We start from the raw sequence: 15092 nt of genomic DNA, 5'->3' as shown, positions 1-15092 counted from the left end.
GCACTGCACGGCCTTGCCCGATGCCGCGCGGGCGTGTGGTTGCGCGCATGAAAAAGGCCCCGCATGCGGGGCCTTCGTGCATCTGCGGCGCGCCGGTCAGAAGCTTGCGCGCACGCCCGCCTTGTACTGGTTGGCGTTGTCGACGAACTGCGCTTCGGCAACCAGGCCCCAGGTGCGGGTGAAGTTGACCTGGCCGCCCAGGGTGCCGACGAATTCGCCTTCGTCCACGTCGCTGCCGTCGATGTAGCCGGCCTTGATCCAGGCTTCGGTGCGCGGCGAGGGCTTGCCGCGCAGGCCCAGGTTGGCAAAGCCCAGGTTGGTCGAGTCGGACGCGTTGTCGATCGAGCGACCGCGCAGGCGCAGGTCGGATTCGATCTTGGTGCGCAGCACGCTGATGTCGGCGGTGAACTCGACGCGCTCGGTCATTTCCTGGCGGTAGCCGATCCCCAGCGTGGCCTGCTGCAGGGTGCCGTCGATCACGAAGCCGCTGCCGAGGTTGTAGTCCTTGGTGGCACGCTCGTAGCTGGCCAGCAGGTAGGTCGGCTGGGCAATCTGCCAGGAGCCGCGGATGTAGCCGCCGTCGATGTCGTCGGACGCATCGTTGACGTTGATTTCGGTCCGGTTCCAGCCGCCTTCGACGTAGGAATAGCTCAGGCCTTCGGCCGATGCGGCAAACGGTGCGGCGGCCAGCAGGGCAGCCAGGATCAGGGTGTTACGCATTGGATGTCTCTCTCCGAATTGATGTCCGTGTCTCCGTCCCGTTGCGGGAGGGAAAACGCGACGTCTCCCGTCGCGGTGGCTAAATTAACATATTCTTCACAATCCTGGCGATGGGGCGGGTCCCGACGCGACGCAGTGTCCCGCCAGCCTCAGCTGACGCTCAGCCATCGCGCCGATGGGCCCTGCTAGACTTTGCATGCCGGTTCGCCGGTACTCACGAACGTCTTCAGGGCGGGGTGCGATTCCCCACCGGCGGTAGGCATGCGCAAGCATGCGAGCCCGCGAGCGCTTGCGCATCGGAGTTGAGCGGATCCACGCCAACCCCCGCGACGCAAGGTCAGCAGATCCGGTGCGATGCCGGGGCCGACGGTATAGTCCGGATGAAAGAAGACGGCCAACGCGCAGCCTTGCGGCTGTGCGCGCGCCTGTTTGCCTTGTGGCGTTTTTCGCTCAACTCCTGCGAGAAACGACTATGTCCCTGCGTTACCCGTCGCGCTGCGTCGCGATCTTCCACCGCACTGCGTCCGCGCTGTCGTCATCAAAGACGGGGGTGTGCTGATGTTTACCGGAATCATCGAAGGCGTCGGCCATCTGGCAGCGCGCCAGCCGCAAGGCGGCGATGTGCGTTTCACCTTCGCCACCGGCAACCTGCCATTCGACTCTGTGCAACTGGGCGAGAGCATCGCGGTCAACGGCGTGTGCCTGACCGTGATTGCGTTCGATGCCGGCAGCTTCCAGGCCGATGCGTCCACCGAAACCCTGTCGCTGACCACGCTGGGCGCGCTGCCGGAAGGCGCGCTGCTCAATCTGGAACGCGCGATGCGCCCGACCGACCGCCTCGGCGGGCATCTGGTCAGCGGCCATGTCGACGGCCTGGGCCAGGTGCAGTCGGTGCATGACGATGCACGCGCGCAGCGCTGGCGGTTTGCCGCCCCGCCTTCGGTGTTGCGCTATGTCGCCAAGAAGGGCTCGATCTGCGTGGACGGGGTCAGCCTGACCGTCAACGAAGTGGACGAGGACGGCTTCGAGGTGGCGTTGATTCCGCACACGGTGGCCAACACCGCGTTTGCGCGGACGGCGGTCGGCGCGGCGGTGAATCTGGAGATCGATCTGGTGGCGCGCTACGTCGAACGCCTGCTCGGCACGCGGGGTGCGGCATGAACTTCGCCCCTGTTCCGGAATTGATCGAGGAACTGCGCGCCGGTCGCATGGTGGTGATCGTCGATGACGAAGACCGCGAGAACGAAGGCGACCTGATCATGGCCGCCGAGCTGGTCAAGCCGTCGGACATCAATTTCATGGTGACCCACGCGCGTGGGCTGGTGTGCCTGTCGCTGACCCGCGAACGCTGCGCGCAGCTGGGCCTGGCACCGATGGTGCGCAACAACACCGCGCAGTTCCAGACCAACTTCACCGTCAGCATCGAGGCGGCCGAGGGCGTGACCACCGGCATCTCCGCCTACGACCGTGCGCACACGGTCCGCACCGCGGTGCGGCCGGATGCCAAGCCGCAGGACCTGAGCCAGCCGGGGCATATCTTCCCGTTGATCTCGCAGCCCGGCGGCGTGCTGACCCGCGCCGGCCACACCGAAGCGGCCAGCGACCTGCCGATGCTGGCCGGACTGGAGCCGGCCGGCGTGCTGGTGGAAGTGCTCAACCCGGACGGCAGCATGGCGCGGCGCCCGCAGCTGGAAGTGTTCGCGCGCGAGCACGGGTTGAAGATGGGGTCGATCGCCGATCTGATCGCCTATCGCCTGGCCAACGAGCACACCGTCGAGCGTGTGGACGCGCGCGAGATCAGCACCGAGTTCGGTGCGTTTCAATTGGTGACCTACCGCGACCGCATTGCGCACGACCTGCATTTTGCGCTGGTGCGCGGCACGCCCGATCCGGCCACCCCGACGCTGGTGCGCGTGCAGGTGGAAAACCCGCTGGCCGATCTGCTGCACTGGCAGCGCGACGACTTCGGCGTGGCGGCCACCGATGCGCTGCGTGCGATCGCCGCCGAAGGGCAGGGCGTGATGGTGGTGCTGTCGGCGCCGCGCGACAGCGAATCCCTGCTGGCGCGGCTGCGCCAGCAACCGGAAGCGGCCACCAACGCCAAGGACGTCAGCCAGTGGCGGCGTAATGGCGCCGGCGCGCAGATCCTGGCCGAGCTGGGCCTGGGCAAGTTGCGCGTGCTGGGCACGCCGCGCCGTCAGGTGGGCCTGGCCGGGTTCGGGCTGGAGGTGGTGGAGTACCTGGAATGCCATCCCGGCGAAGGCGTGCGCTCGGTGCCGGTTGCCGCGCTGCCCTGACGCAGGGCCGGCGGCCTGGCGTCGGCGCTCCGGTCGTTGCCACACGCACCGCAGGAACCGTGTCGGTCGAGCGGTTCCTGCGGTGGTTGCGCAACGACCACGCCGGCCTGCGGCTGCGCCAGCCGCTGCTGTGCGCCCGCAGCCTGTTGCAGACGTGGCCGGGCCTGCTTCGGCGCCCCGGCCGGCACCCATCAGCAGGGGCCAGGCCCCGGCAGCTGTTAAACTTGCCGCCCCCTCGAGTTGCCGACCCGCATGACCCACTACGAAGGCGATCTCCGCCCCACCACCGCGCGCTTTGCGATCATCGCCAGCCGCTGGAATGCCCGCATCACCGACGCGCTGGTCACCGGTGCGCGCCAGAGCCTGGCCGGCAACGGCATCGGCGAGGACGCCATCGACGTGGTCCGCGTGCCGGGCGCCTGGGAAATTCCGATCGCGGCCAACCGCCTGGGACAATCCGGCCAGCATGCGGCGATCATCGCGCTGGGCTGCGTGATCCGCGGCGACACCCGCCATTACGAACACGTCGCCGACCTGTGCGCCGAAGGCCTGATGAGCGTGCAGTTGCAGACCGGCGTGCCGGTGCTCAACGGCGTGCTGGCGGTCGAGCGGGTGGAAGATGCCGAGGCGCGTGCCGGCGGCAGCCATGGCAACAAGGGCGAGGAATGCGCGCTTGCGGCATTGGAACTGGTCAATTTGATGGAGTTGTTGCCATGAGCAAGTCCGGTGGACATGCCCGCCACGTCCGTCGCGACGGCATCGATCCGGTGCTGCGTTCGCGCGCGCGTCGGCGTGCCTTGCAGGCGGTGTATGCCTGGCAGATTTCCGGCGGGTTCGCCAAGCAGGTGATCTCCCAGTTTGCGCACGAGCAGGCGCACGAAGTGGCCGATCTGGCCTATTTCGAAAACCTGGTCGAAGGCGTGCTGAGCAACCGCGCCGAGCTGGATACCGCGCTGACCCCGTATCTGGATCGCGGCGTGGAAGAGGTCGACGCGATCGAACGTGCGGTGCTGCGCCTGGCGGCCTATGAACTGCTGTATCGCCAGGACGTGCCGTACCGCGTGGTCATCAACGAAGCGATCGAAACCGCCAAGCGCTTCGGCTCCGAGCACGGCCACACCTACGTCAACGGCGTGCTGGATCGCGCCTCGGTGGAGTGGCGCAAGGTGGAGTCGGGCACCGGCGGCGCCTGAGGCGCCGCGGGAATGGGGAGCCGGGAATGGGGAATCGTAAGAACACCGTTTCCGATATCTCCTGACGCGCTTTTGCGATTCCCGATTCCCTTCTCCCGATTCCCGTCCCCATGCCCGAATTCGATCTAATTGCCCGCTTGCGCGCGCGCATTGCGGCGCGTGCGGATGTGCCGTTGGGCATTGGCGACGATGCGGCGTTGCTGCAGCCGCCGCCGGGCGAGCAGCTGGCGATCACCGCCGATACGCTCAATGCCGGCGTGCATTTTCCGCACGAGACGCGTGCCGAGGATCTGGGCTGGAAGACGCTGGCGGTCAATCTGTCCGATCTGGCCGCGATGGGTGCGCAGCCGCGCTGGTGCACCTTGTCGCTGTCGTTGCCGCACGACGATGCCGACTGGGTCGAGGCGTTCGCCGATGGCTTCTTTGCACTGGCCGACGCGCACGACATCGCACTGGTCGGTGGCGACACCACGCGCGGGCCGTTGTCGTGCGCGGTGACCGCGATCGGCAGCCTGCCGCCGGGTGCGGCGTTGCGTCGCGATGGGGCGCGTGTGGGCGACGATGTGTGGGTGACCGGTACGCCGGGCGAGGCGGCCGCGGCGTTGTCGCTGTGGCAGGCCGGCCAGCTGGACGTGACCTGCGCGGCGGCCGATCCGGTGCACGAGCAGTGGCGCGGCCGCCTGCTGCGCCCGCAGCCGCGCGTGCAGGCCGGGCTGCGCCTGCGCGGGCTTGCGCATGCCTGTGTGGATGTCTCCGACGGCTTGCTGGCCGATCTGGGGCATCTGTGCGAGCGCAGCGGGGTGGGCGCGCAGCTGGCGCTGACGGCATTGCCGGCGATGCCGCGCAGCGCCGGGACCAGCGCGCTGCAATGCATCGGCTGGCAACTCGGCGGCGGCGACGACTACGAGCTGTGCTTTACCGCGCCCGTGCAACACCGCGAGGCGGTGCTGCAGGCGATGGACTTCGCCGCAGTCGCGGTGACGCGCATCGGCCGGATCGTGGCCACGCCGGGCGTGGTGGTCCACGACGCCGACGGCAAGCCGTGGCAGCCGCCGCAGCGCGGATATCAACACTTCGTGGGCTGAGCGGTTCGCGCAGGAGGCGTTGTGCGGGCGTGCTGAATCGCAGCCAAGTCTGCGGGTCGGGATCGGCCACACGATGGCGCCCGCCGGCTTGCACTTCAGCACGTGTCCGCGATCGCGGACACGCGCTCCCGCCTCCCGCCTCCCGCCTCCCGCCTCCCGAATCCCGAATCCCGAATCCCGAATCCCGAATCCCGATTCCCGATTCCCGATTCCCGATTCCCGATTCCCGATTCCCGATTCCCGATTCCCGATTCCCGATTCCCGGCCCTTGAGCCATACCGTACCGTCTGGTACGTTCGTGACGTTCTCCCCCGAACCACGGATGCATGGCAGTTGCCGCTGGGCCATCCCGGCCTGGCCTTGCGTGGGAGAGATCGGCATGAACAAGCGTTGGATCGGAGGCATCGCCGCACTGGCGATGCTGGTGGCCTCGGCGTCGGCAGTGGCGGGCGCCTTCAGCAAGACCTACGAACGCATTCCCGGTTGGGATGGCGCGCCGATGGGCGCGCTGGTCCTGGTGCCGCAGGGGCAGGGCAGCGGGCCGTTTCCGCTGATCGTGATGCCGGCCAGCTGGTCGTTGCCGAACCTGGAATACCTCGGCCGTGCGACCCAACTGGCCAGCGATGGCTACGTGGTCGTCAGCTATACCTCGCGCGGGTTCTGGGACTCGGCCGGGCAGATCGACATTGCCGGTGCCGACACGGTGGAAGACGTCAGCGCGGTGATCGACTGGGCGCTGGCGCATACGCCGGCCAACCCGAATGCGATCGGAGCGTCGGGCATCTCGTACGGGGCGGGCATCAGCCTGCTGGCGGCCGAGCGCGATCCGCGCATCAAGGCCGTGGCTGCACTCAGCGGCTGGGCGGATCTGGAAGCCTCGCTGTATTCCAATCGCACCGTCAGCCAGCAAGGCGTTGGACTCCTGGTCGGTGCCGGCGCGTTGACCGGACGCCCCGGCCCGGATCTGGCGCAGATCAGTACACGGGTTGCCGTTGGCGATTACGACGGCGCAGTGCAGGGCTTCCTGCCGCAGGCCGCGTCGCGCAGCCCGGTGAGCGAGGTGGCTGCGCTCAATGCGCGGGGCACCGCGGTGCTGCTGGGCAACGCCTTCAACGACGGGCTGTTTCCGCCGAATCAGACCATCGCGTTCTTCAACCAGCTGCGCGGACCCAAGCAGTTGCTGCTCAGCCAGGGCGATCACGCCACCGCTGAACTGCCGGGCGCGCTGGGCCTGCCCAACGAGGTCTATACGGCGACCACGCGCTGGTTCGATCGCCATCTCAAGCAGCTGCGCAACGGCGTGGACGGCGAGGCGCCGGTGCGCTTGTCGCCGCGCGCGGGGCAATGGCTGGAGTACCCGGACTGGGCGTCGGTGCAACAGGGCAACACGCGCCTGGGGCTATCCGCACCGGCCGGGTTGCTCAGCCCCACCGGCGGCCTGATCGGCGGTACCGCCAGCGGATGGCAATCGCGCATCGCCACCGATGTGCCGACGCTGGCGGACTCGGGCGTGGTACTGGTCAGCGGTCTGTTGCAAGGCATCGGCGTGCCGGTCACCACGTCGATTCCGTTGGTCAATCGCATCGGCGCGGCAGTGTGGGTGGGCGCGCCGTCGAACACGGCACGCCGGCTGGCCGGCAGTCCATCGCTGCGCGTGACCGTGGTGCCCAGCCAATCGACGCTCAGCCTGTTCGCGTATCTGTATCGCATGGATGCATTGGGGGTGGCGCAACTGATCACGCATGCGCCGTACTCGCTGCGCGGGGCCACGCCGGGCCGCGCCGTGACGCTGGATTGGCCGCTGCAGGCGGCTGCTGCGGAGATTCCGGCAGGGCAGCGCCTGGTGCTGGTAATCGACACGCACGACGCGCGCTATACCGATGCCAGCGATGGCGGCGGCACGGTGACGTTCACCTCGCCGGTGGCAACGCCATCGGTATTGAACGTGCCGTTGCGGTAACGCTGCGCCGGGCTAACGGCGCGGTGGGTGGCCGACCGCGTCCCCCCGATCAGGTGTACGCGTGGACCAATCGCCGTTCATTGAATGCGTAACGGCAACCCACCCGGACACGACCGACCTGATCGGCGGGATGTCCTTTCCGGCGCTGGGAGTCTTGCAGAGCGTCAGGGCGGTTGCCCGGCTGCAGGGCCCTTGCCCGCCCACCATCGCGGAACACGCTGCAAGGACGTCCTTGTAAGCGCTTACGCGGCATCCCTGCCGCGTAAGGTCCCGCGACGCGGGGCGGGCAAGGACCTGTCGAGATGGTCGGTGTATGTAGTTGCAAGNACGTCCTTGTAAGCGCTTACGCGGCATCCCTGCCGCGTAAGGTCCCGCGACGCGGGGCGGGCAAGGACCTGTCGAGATGGTCGGTGTATGTAGTTGCAAGCAAGGCGTGGCGCTCGCTGTTCGGATCGCGCTGCGTCTGACTACGCCTGATCAGTTCTGGCGCAGGCGGAGCAACAGGCAGGCCTTCCGCATGCAACCTGCAAACGTTCCGTCTGCCCACCGCAGGCCGAGCAGCAGGCTTTCAAGAAGGTGGCCGACCAACCGTCTGGTGAGGACATCGCGCACTCGGCGAACTTGGCTTTTGATTGCATCTGATAAATGATGCCGCGCCCCGAGCTGTCGGCTGCGTGTGTGTCGATCCACGGCGTATCCCGCGGCCAGTCAGGGCGCCACCGTCGACCATGTTTTTCAGGCCAGGAATGCATGCGGTCAGGCCGAGAATGTATGCGCTTCGGCCGCGAATGCCACTGCCAGTGCGCCCTTGCCGACGTTGACCATGCCGGTCAGGCTCATCACGCTTTCGAACAGTTCCACGTTGTGCGTCTGGCAGGCGTTCTGCAGGGCAGCGTAACCGGGAAGCGCATGCAACTCGGCCAGCTCGCCGCCGTAACCTACGCATACGGTCGGCGTCATCAAGCCCTCGCGGATCTTGCGCACGGTGAAGCCGAACAGTTTTTCGGCCGACGGCTCGAAACCTTTCAACTTGGCCACCGGCTCGGTGATGCCGCGGTAGGCGCGCAGCACCGGCTTGATATCCAGCGCGCTGCCGAGCGCGGCGCCGATCAGGCCCACGCTGCGATCGCCCTTGCTGCGTGCACGCGCGCGCAGGTAGTACAGGTCGCGCGGAATCATGTAGCCATAGGTGTGCTCGGCCAGCTGTTCGAGCCGGCCGCGAATCGCCGCAACGCCCTGGCCCTGCTCGCGCAGGCGTACTGCTTCCACGGCGGTGATGCCCTGGCCGGCGAACAGGTTGAGGGTGTCGATCACGCGCAGCGCAAATGGCGAGGTATGGCCGGCGGCCTGCCGGATCGGCTTGTAGTCGTTGAGGATCGCGAAGCTGGCCTGCATCGCGTTGTCGTAGATCTGGCTGCGCAGCTTGGAGATGGTCAGGCAGAACACGTGGTCGTAGTCGATGACCAGCCGTTGCAGGAACAGGTCGCGAATCTGGTTGACCGAAAGCGGCGTGGTCTCCGCCTCGTGCCCGCGTTCGGCCACATGCGCCTGCAAAAAGCTCAGCGTCGCTTCCTCATCGCGGTGATCGGCCAGCACCGCTTCGCCGATGCGCACGCTGATCGGCAAGACGATGACGTTGTTGCGTTCAATGAAGTCCTGCGGCACATCGCAGGCACTGTCCACCACGATCCCGATGCGCATCGTCGCCCCCTCCGGCTGTTGCGTGCTCTGTAACTGCGAACGCTATCGCAAAACAGCGGACGCGAGTAGGCCTGCCGATCACCCCCGGGCAGCCCTGTGCAATGACTGCGCGACGGGAGCCTGGCGCCGGGCATCGGGCAGGGCGCGATGCCGGCGCAGGCGTCGTTGCGCCAGCGGCCACCGGTGCGGCCGACACGCGGGCCATACCCATGTGGCTATGCACCATTGGCGTGCACCGCGCCGTCATGCAGATGACCGATACATCCGGTCGCGCCGCACTTTGCGCTGCGAACTGAGGATCGGCGCACGCTTCGGTTGCCAGGTAGCGCCCGCTATCGCGGATGGCGAGCGAGGCCTGCCGCAATTGCTATAGCTCCCCTCACAACCCCGCTGCTAGGGTCCAACGCGCCCGCTGCAAAGCGGCTTCTCGACGCTGCCGCACCGGCATCGCCGCGCTGAACCCACACGGAGAGAGTCAACATGCAAAACAGCCAATCCAGCATCCTCACTCAGACCGCCACACAGGCGCCGGCCACGCGGCGGCGCGCATCGCGCTGGTGGAAGGCTGCGCTGGCCGTGGGTCTGGTGGCCCTGGCGCCGGCGGCGCTGGCCGGTCCCTACAAGATCTTCGGCAACCACTATGCGTGGGTCAACAACTTCAACGATCCCAACAACATCATCCAGGGCACGTTCGGCACCGGCAGTACGCCGGAGCTGACCGTCACCTTCAACTTCGCCGACTACAACCTCTATGGCTACCCGGCGATCGTGCGCGGCTGGCATTACGACTGGAACCCGACCAGCGACACGCTGTTTCCGCGGCAGATATCCTCATTGAGCAAGATCCCGCTCAAGTTCAGCTACAGCGCGGGCGGGACCAATCTCGCAGGCGATTTTGCCTACGACATCTTCTTCCGCTGGGATACCGCCAAGGGCAATCCCCAGCTGGAGGTGATGATCTGGGGCGACCACAACTCCTGGCCGATCGGCACCCTGACCGCCAGCAAGGTGATCACCGCCGGCGGGCGCACCTTCGACCTGTGGGAGGGCTTCAACTCCGGTGCCGGCTACTACGTCTACACCTTCATCCCGACCGGTACCGCCGGGCAGGCCACGCTCAAGACCAGCGGCAGCCTCAACGTGGACGCCAAGCCCTTCCTCAACTGGTTGCAGACCAACCGGTCCAAGGATGGGCGCTACAACAACAGCATGTATCTGCATGCAGCCGAAGCCGGTTTTGAAGTGGTCCGCGGCAATGGCTGGGCCAAGGTCAGCGCGACGCTGGATGCGCAGTAAGTACGGCGCCCGTCGGCCGCATGGCTGAGGCTGCGCACGTGGTGCCGGATACCGGCGTGCAGCACGACACGCGCCGCTTCCCGCATCATTTGCGCTGGCCGGACGATCATCGAAGACCGCCGACCGCTTGAGGGTCGACGAGGTGGCAGCTGCGCGGCGCATGCACTGCGTGCGTCGCGCACTGGCCAGGCCACGGTGATCGGCCCGCACGGTGTCGCCTGCGCGCGGTTGTTCCGCAAGCACGCCAGCAAGGGCCGCCCGCAGCTGCAAGCGGTGATCCGGGGTGTCGGGCAGTCTTGCTTACCAGGCAGCGTGTGCCTGCTGCGGCAACACGGTTTGTATCTGCAGGCGGCCATGCCTGGATGCCTGCCTTGCGCGGGTGGCGCGCTCGCTGCGTGGACCCGCACGCACCCGGCCACCTGTTCGTCGGGGATTCGCAGGGCTGCCTGCGTCGCCGCCTGCGACCTTGCGCATCGGTGCGTCTGCAGTTGCCGGAGAGCGTCAGCGCAGGGCGTCGCGCGCCGCGGCAATGGCGGTCATCCACTGCTCGCGTTTGCCGATCACGAAACGGTGCTCGGCGCCGTCGGGCAGCTGCACCGCCAGCGAGGTTGGCGCCACCGGCAGCAGGCCGAACAAGCGCGTCCAGCGCGGTTGCAGTGCTGCGATCTGGCTCAGGGGCACGGTCAGCGACCGGGTCTGTAGGTTGTAGGGATGCGGCTGGAAGTGCAGCGCATCGGCGGTCAGGATCAGCCGCCCGCCGACCGCTTCCAGCCCGCGCAGCAGATTGGCCGGTGCCTGGCGCAGCACGACGCGGTCGATCGAGCGCAAGCCGCCTCCCTGGAACAGCGAGGTCACGGTGACGCAGCGGCGGCGCAGGCACGCCGCTGCTGCTGCCGAAACAGGACGCCAACGCTGTCGGTCAGTGCCAATGAGGAGACGGAAAACATGCGGTAGGCCCGAAGGAATGCATCAATGCGGCGTTTGCCGCCGGGAAGACGCAGCGATGCGGCATGACAGCACATCGCCGATGTACGCCACGCCGCCGCCGACCAGATACATCAGCAGGTCGTGCACGGTGGCGGTATTGCCGAGCGCGATGTAGGCCGCACTGCCCGGGCGCAGCCCGAGCCGGTCGGCCAGATGCAGCGCCTGCAGCCCTTCGATCAGGCACCCGATCGCCACCGCCAGCACGCACGCCCGGCGTGGCGGCAGCGCAAGCACACCGCGCAACCCGCAATACACCAGGATCACCGCCAGCACATCGCCCAGGCTGCCGCGCACCCAGGGCCCGCCCAGTGTGCCAGCGCCGATCGCCACTTCGATGACAAACACGGCCAGTGCGAGCAGCAGGTAGACGCAGCGCACGCCCAACGTCATGCGGATCATTGCGCTGGCACGCGGGTGCGTTGGCGCCCGAGCGTAAACGCGCCGGTCAGCGGAATGCTGACGCCGCGCCGGCGGTCCTTGACCGTGACCTGCACCTGCCAGCGGCCGGGCGGATCGCTCGCTTCGGCAATCACCTGCAAGGTCGCCTGCGCCAGATGGACATTGCGGGGGGCGCCCTTGATCTCGCCCTGCAGGCACGGCGTATCGACCGTGTCCTGCGCCACATGCCCGGTGGGGTCGGTCACCCGGATGCTGCACACCACATCGGCATGGCGGCGCTCGTCCAGGCCGGGGTTGGACAGGAACGTCAGCACGAACAACGCCTCGCCGGTGCCGACATGATCGACGGCCTTGAAGTGCGGCACGGTATCGCTGGGCGTGTTCCATTTTTGCTCCCAGTCCGCATCGGAAGTCACCAGGAGGCTGGCGCCAAAGTCCTGCACGGTGGTACGGCTGGGCGAGGCGGGAACCGACCGGCCTTGCCGGTCGACCCAGCCCGATTGGGCGAAGGCAGCGAGTGGGTGCAGCACCAGCGATGCGATCAGGATGCATGACAGGCGCATGGACAGTCCTTTGCAGACGATGCCGCCGGCATGCTGCCGGCGAGCAAGGCATGCAGTGTGCCAGCGCACGCGGCGCCGGCAGCTGTCGCAATGTGGCGGTATCGCAACGGCGGCGCGCGCAACCGCACGCCGCTCCCGATCACTTCAGATAGGCCCGCGGCAATGCGCCGGCCGGTTGCATGTAGCGCTCGCGCAGCTCGGTCTGGCGCGAGCGCATCGGCATGTCGCGACCGCCCAGCCAGACCTGCTCGGCATAGTGGGCGACATCCAGCGGGTCGCCTTCCCACAGCACCAGGTCGGCCTGCTTGCCGACTGCGATGCTGCCGATGCGATCGGCCACGCCGAAGATCTCTGCCGGCACCCGGGTCAGGCCGGCCAGGCCGGCTTCCCACGGCAAGCCGTTGGCCACCGCATTGCCGGCCAGCTGGCGCTGTTTGCGCGCGTTGTGCGAGGCATCGCCGCTCTGGGCAAAGCTGACCTCCACGCCGGCCGCGCGCAGACGTGCGGCGTTTTCCAGCGTCGCGCCGATCTGGTCGAAGGTGGACGGCAGGTCGGCCAGCGCGTCCACCAGCACCGGCACGTTGGCCTGCGCCAGTTGCGGCGCGAGCTTCCAGGCCTCGGTGCCACCGGCAATGGCGATGCGCACCTTTTCCCGCTGCGCCCAACGCAGCAACTGGCGGATGTCCGCGGCGCGCTCCACCTGTACCACGATGCGGCCTTGCCCGCCCAGGTAGTTGGCCAGCACGCTGCGGCCGACCGGGGTCAGCAGCGCGTGCGGCGAGTCGGCCGGCACGCGTCCGCGCGCTTCGGCCACCAGTTGGTCGAGCAGCATCCACTGCGCGGCGCGCGAGCTGCCGGTGAGGTCGGACGCCGCCGCGCCGATGCGGATGAACAACGCATGCGGGCCGACCGGGTCCGGGCTGCCGTCCAGCCGCACCACGCCGCCCTGCCCGGCGATGAAGGCACCGCTGGTGGTCGCGCCCAGTGCAGTGAAGCCGATGCCTTCCACGCGCGCCACCGGCACCAGCACCGAATCGGGGTTGTAGGCCAGGGTGACGTCGAATTCCGGACGCATCGGCTGGTCGCTGAGCTTGACGCCGCTGTCCACGGTGCTGTCTTCGCCGGAGACTTCCTCGATGCCGATCTCGGTGATGCCGCCGAACAGGGCCGGCGTCAGTGGGCGGCCCCTGGCCTCGACCACGCGGCCATCGGTGGGCACGGCCAGGTTGCGGCCGATCGCGCGGATCACCCCGCCCTGCACCAGCACATCGGTATCGCGCAGCGTGCCTTGTGCGGTGGCGGTATGCACGGTGGCGCCACGGATCAGCACCTGCTGGCCGAATGCGGGCAGGGCAAGCACTGCCAAGACCACTGCGGAGATCGCGCGCAGGCGCGGGCGAACAAGACTGGCGCGGCTCATCGTGCCACCTCCTGGCCGAGCATGAAGTCCGAGACCGGCTGCAGTGCGCGGTTGCGGCGGTCGTAGACCTGCGCGCCGTCGATGTAGACCTGTTCGGCCAGCGCGTAGGAGCTGAAGGGATTGCCGTTCCACACCACCACATCGCCCATCTTGCCCGGCTCCAGTGCGCCGGTCTGCTGCTCGATGCCGAGCGCCTTGGCGGCATTGCTGGTGAGCCAGCGGATCGCACGCTCGGGCGGGATCTCCATGCCGCTGCGGCGCGCGTTGGCGATCACCTTGGCCGCTTCCTGATTCAGGCGCTGGATGCCTTCTTCCGAATCCGAATGCACGATGGCGCAGCTGTTGGCCGGGCGGTCGACCAGCGCGATGTTTTCCTGGATGCCGTCGAAGGCTTCCATCTTGAAGCCCCACCAGTCGGCCCACAGCGCGCCGCAGACGTTGTCCTGCGCCAGCCGGTCGGCCAGCTTGTAGGCTTCCACGCCGTGGTGGAAGGCGGCGATGTGGAAGCCGAATTCCTTGGACAGGTCCAGCATGGTCGCCATCTCGTCGGCGCGGTAGCAGTGGATATGCACGCGGATGTCGCCGTTGATCGCGCCGGCCAGCGTATCGAGCTTGAGGTCGCGCTTGCCGCCGGCATCGCCGCTGCTGTCGTTGTCGCCGCCGCGGCTCCACCAGTGGCGCTTCTTTTCGGCCTTCTTCGGTGCGTTCTTCTGCAGATACTCGGCCGCATCGATGAAGGCGGCGCGGTAGCCGGCGACGTTGCCCATGCGGGTGGCAGGGCCCCCTTTTTCGCCGTACACGCGCTTGGGGTTCTCGCCGCAGGCCATCTTCAGGCCCCAGGGCGCACCGGGAAACTTCATGCCCTGGTAGGTGGTGGAGGCCACGTTCTTGAGGGTGACGCCGCGCCCGCCGATCAGGTTGGCCGAGCCCGGCAGGATCTGCAGCGAGGTGACGCCGCCAGCCAGGGCGGTGCCGAAGCCCGGATCCTGTGGCCAGATCGAATGCTCGGCCCACACGTTCGGGGTGACCGGCGCGGTCATCTCGTTGCCGTCGCTATGCGCGCCGACGCCGGGGCTGGGGTAGACGCCCAGATGCGAGTGCACGTCGATGATGCCGGGGGTGATCCACTTGCCGGTGCCGTCGACGCGGCGTGCATCGGCTGGCGCCTCCAGCCCGCGTCCGACCGCGGCCACCTTGCCGTCGCGCAGCAGCACGTCGGCGTCGTCCAGCCGCTGGCCGGTGCCGGTGAGCACGGTGGCGTGCTGGATCAGCACCGGACCGGACGCAAGCGCGTGGTAGGTGCTGGGGTAGGGGTCTTGCACGAAACGCGATGCCGCAGACGCAGGCCCGCACAGCAGCGCCGCGCCAAGGGCGGCGAACAGGATGGAACGCATGGATTTCCCCGGTGTAACGAAAACGTCAGCGGCAAACCTAGCGGCCGGCGGCGTGCTTGCCAAGTGCTGCATCGCCG

14 protein-coding genes and 1 riboswitch are annotated in these 15092 nt (G+C 67.9%); of the genes, 7 read left to right on the top strand and 7 right to left on the bottom strand.

Annotated elements, in window-relative coordinates; all coding sequences use genetic code 11:
- Window positions 1-96 precede the first annotated feature (96 nt).
- On the bottom strand, window positions 97-720 hold the full coding sequence (locus tag C0541_RS16810; protein WP_115050066.1) for a hypothetical protein: 624 nt from the start codon (window positions 718-720) through the stop codon (window positions 97-99).
- 218 nt (window positions 721-938) lie between these two features.
- Window positions 939-1116, top strand: a riboswitch (FMN riboswitch).
- Window positions 1117-1278: 162 nt separating this feature from the next.
- Here C0541_RS16810 and C0541_RS16805 point away from each other — a divergent pair.
- From C0541_RS16805 to C0541_RS16775, 6 genes are all read left to right on the top strand, one after another.
- Window positions 1279-1881, top strand: coding sequence for a riboflavin synthase (locus C0541_RS16805; RefSeq protein WP_115050436.1), 603 nt, complete (start codon window positions 1279-1281; stop codon window positions 1879-1881).
- A complete protein-coding gene (gene ribB, locus C0541_RS16800; RefSeq protein ID WP_115050064.1) occupies window positions 1878-3017 on the top strand; it encodes a 3,4-dihydroxy-2-butanone-4-phosphate synthase in 1140 nt (379 codons plus the stop codon). The genes C0541_RS16805 and ribB overlap by 4 nt, the downstream gene beginning before the upstream one ends.
- 252 nt (window positions 3018-3269) lie before the next feature.
- Window positions 3270-3734, top strand: a complete 465-nt coding sequence (ribH, locus tag C0541_RS16795) for a 6,7-dimethyl-8-ribityllumazine synthase (protein WP_039423375.1) — start codon at window positions 3270-3272, stop codon at window positions 3732-3734.
- Window positions 3731-4210, top strand: coding sequence for a transcription antitermination factor NusB (gene nusB, locus C0541_RS16790; protein WP_115050062.1), 480 nt, complete (start codon window positions 3731-3733; stop codon window positions 4208-4210). Before ribH ends, nusB begins: the two co-directional genes overlap by 4 nt.
- A gap of 110 nt (window positions 4211-4320) precedes the next feature.
- Complete coding sequence (gene thiL, locus C0541_RS16785) at window positions 4321-5295, top strand: thiamine-phosphate kinase (protein WP_115050060.1); 975 nt, start codon at window positions 4321-4323, stop codon at window positions 5293-5295.
- Between the two features lie 379 nt (window positions 5296-5674).
- Window positions 5675-7255 carry a CocE/NonD family hydrolase gene (locus C0541_RS16775; RefSeq protein WP_115050058.1) on the top strand — a complete coding sequence of 527 codons (1581 nt, stop codon included), beginning with the start codon at window positions 5675-5677 and terminating at the stop codon, window positions 7253-7255.
- 756 nt (window positions 7256-8011) lie between these two features.
- On the opposite strand, the gene C0541_RS16770 is transcribed toward C0541_RS16775, so the two are convergent.
- A complete protein-coding gene (locus C0541_RS16770) occupies window positions 8012-8956 on the bottom strand; it encodes a DegV family protein (protein WP_115050056.1) in 945 nt (314 codons plus the stop codon).
- Window positions 8957-9436: 480 nt separating this feature from the next.
- On the opposite strand from C0541_RS16770, the gene C0541_RS16765 reads away from it, so the two are divergent.
- On the top strand, window positions 9437-10252 hold the full coding sequence (locus C0541_RS16765; RefSeq protein ID WP_115050053.1) for a GH12 family glycosyl hydrolase domain-containing protein: 816 nt from the start codon (window positions 9437-9439) through the stop codon (window positions 10250-10252).
- 501 nt (window positions 10253-10753) lie between these two features.
- Here C0541_RS16765 and C0541_RS16760 read toward each other — a convergent pair.
- The 5 genes from C0541_RS16760 to C0541_RS16740 all read right to left on the bottom strand — a co-directional run bounded on the left by C0541_RS16760 (window position 10754) and on the right by C0541_RS16740 (window position 15015).
- Window positions 10754-11080 carry a hypothetical protein gene (locus C0541_RS16760; RefSeq protein ID WP_193725933.1) on the bottom strand — a complete coding sequence of 109 codons (327 nt, stop codon included), beginning with the start codon at window positions 11078-11080 and terminating at the stop codon, window positions 10754-10756.
- 141 nt (window positions 11081-11221) lie between these two features.
- Window positions 11222-11638, bottom strand: coding sequence for a DUF2809 domain-containing protein (locus C0541_RS16755; protein ID WP_115050048.1), 417 nt, complete (start codon window positions 11636-11638; stop codon window positions 11222-11224).
- Window positions 11635-12201, bottom strand: a complete 567-nt coding sequence (locus C0541_RS16750) for a hypothetical protein (RefSeq protein WP_115050046.1) — start codon at window positions 12199-12201, stop codon at window positions 11635-11637. Before C0541_RS16750 ends, C0541_RS16755 begins: the two co-directional genes overlap by 4 nt.
- A 139-nt stretch (window positions 12202-12340) precedes the next feature.
- Entirely contained in the window at window positions 12341-13621 is a 1281-nt protein-coding gene (locus C0541_RS16745; protein ID WP_115050044.1) for an amidohydrolase family protein, read from the bottom strand.
- Entirely contained in the window at window positions 13618-15015 is a 1398-nt protein-coding gene (locus C0541_RS16740; protein ID WP_115050042.1) for an amidohydrolase, read from the bottom strand. Before C0541_RS16740 ends, C0541_RS16745 begins: the two co-directional genes overlap by 4 nt.
- Between the last annotated feature and the right edge of the window lie 77 nt (window positions 15016-15092).

The sequence above is a fragment of the Xanthomonas arboricola genome, from assembly GCF_003353015.1.
Taxonomy (GTDB): domain Bacteria; phylum Pseudomonadota; class Gammaproteobacteria; order Xanthomonadales; family Xanthomonadaceae; genus Xanthomonas; species Xanthomonas arboricola_E.
Note: the sequence above shows the minus strand (reverse complement) of the source record. Positions and strands in the feature narration are given on the sequence as shown.

Bases quoted from the DNA above. Each gene is read 5' to 3' on its own strand.
- thiL (WP_115050060.1), top strand. From the start codon at position 4,321: ATGCCCGAATTCGATCTAATTGCCCGCTTGCGCGCGCGCATTGCGGCG.
- C0541_RS16750 (WP_115050046.1), bottom strand. From the start codon at position 12,201: ATGCGCCTGTCATGCATCCTGATCGCATCGCTGGTGCTGCACCCACTC.
- ribB (WP_115050064.1), top strand. From the start codon at position 1,878: ATGAACTTCGCCCCTGTTCCGGAATTGATCGAGGAACTGCGCGCCGGT.
- ribH (WP_039423375.1), top strand. From the start codon at position 3,270: ATGACCCACTACGAAGGCGATCTCCGCCCCACCACCGCGCGCTTTGCG.
- C0541_RS16765 (WP_115050053.1), top strand. From the start codon at position 9,437: ATGCAAAACAGCCAATCCAGCATCCTCACTCAGACCGCCACACAGGCG.
- nusB (WP_115050062.1), top strand. From the start codon at position 3,731: ATGAGCAAGTCCGGTGGACATGCCCGCCACGTCCGTCGCGACGGCATC.
- C0541_RS16775 (WP_115050058.1), top strand. From the start codon at position 5,675: ATGAACAAGCGTTGGATCGGAGGCATCGCCGCACTGGCGATGCTGGTG.
- C0541_RS16805 (WP_115050436.1), top strand. From the start codon at position 1,279: ATGTTTACCGGAATCATCGAAGGCGTCGGCCATCTGGCAGCGCGCCAG.
- C0541_RS16755 (WP_115050048.1), bottom strand. From the start codon at position 11,638: ATGATCCGCATGACGTTGGGCGTGCGCTGCGTCTACCTGCTGCTCGCA.
- C0541_RS16810 (WP_115050066.1), bottom strand. From the start codon at position 720: ATGCGTAACACCCTGATCCTGGCTGCCCTGCTGGCCGCCGCACCGTTT.
- C0541_RS16740 (WP_115050042.1), bottom strand. From the start codon at position 15,015: ATGCGTTCCATCCTGTTCGCCGCCCTTGGCGCGGCGCTGCTGTGCGGG.
- C0541_RS16745 (WP_115050044.1), bottom strand. From the start codon at position 13,621: ATGAGCCGCGCCAGTCTTGTTCGCCCGCGCCTGCGCGCGATCTCCGCA.
- C0541_RS16770 (WP_115050056.1), bottom strand. From the start codon at position 8,956: ATGCGCATCGGGATCGTGGTGGACAGTGCCTGCGATGTGCCGCAGGAC.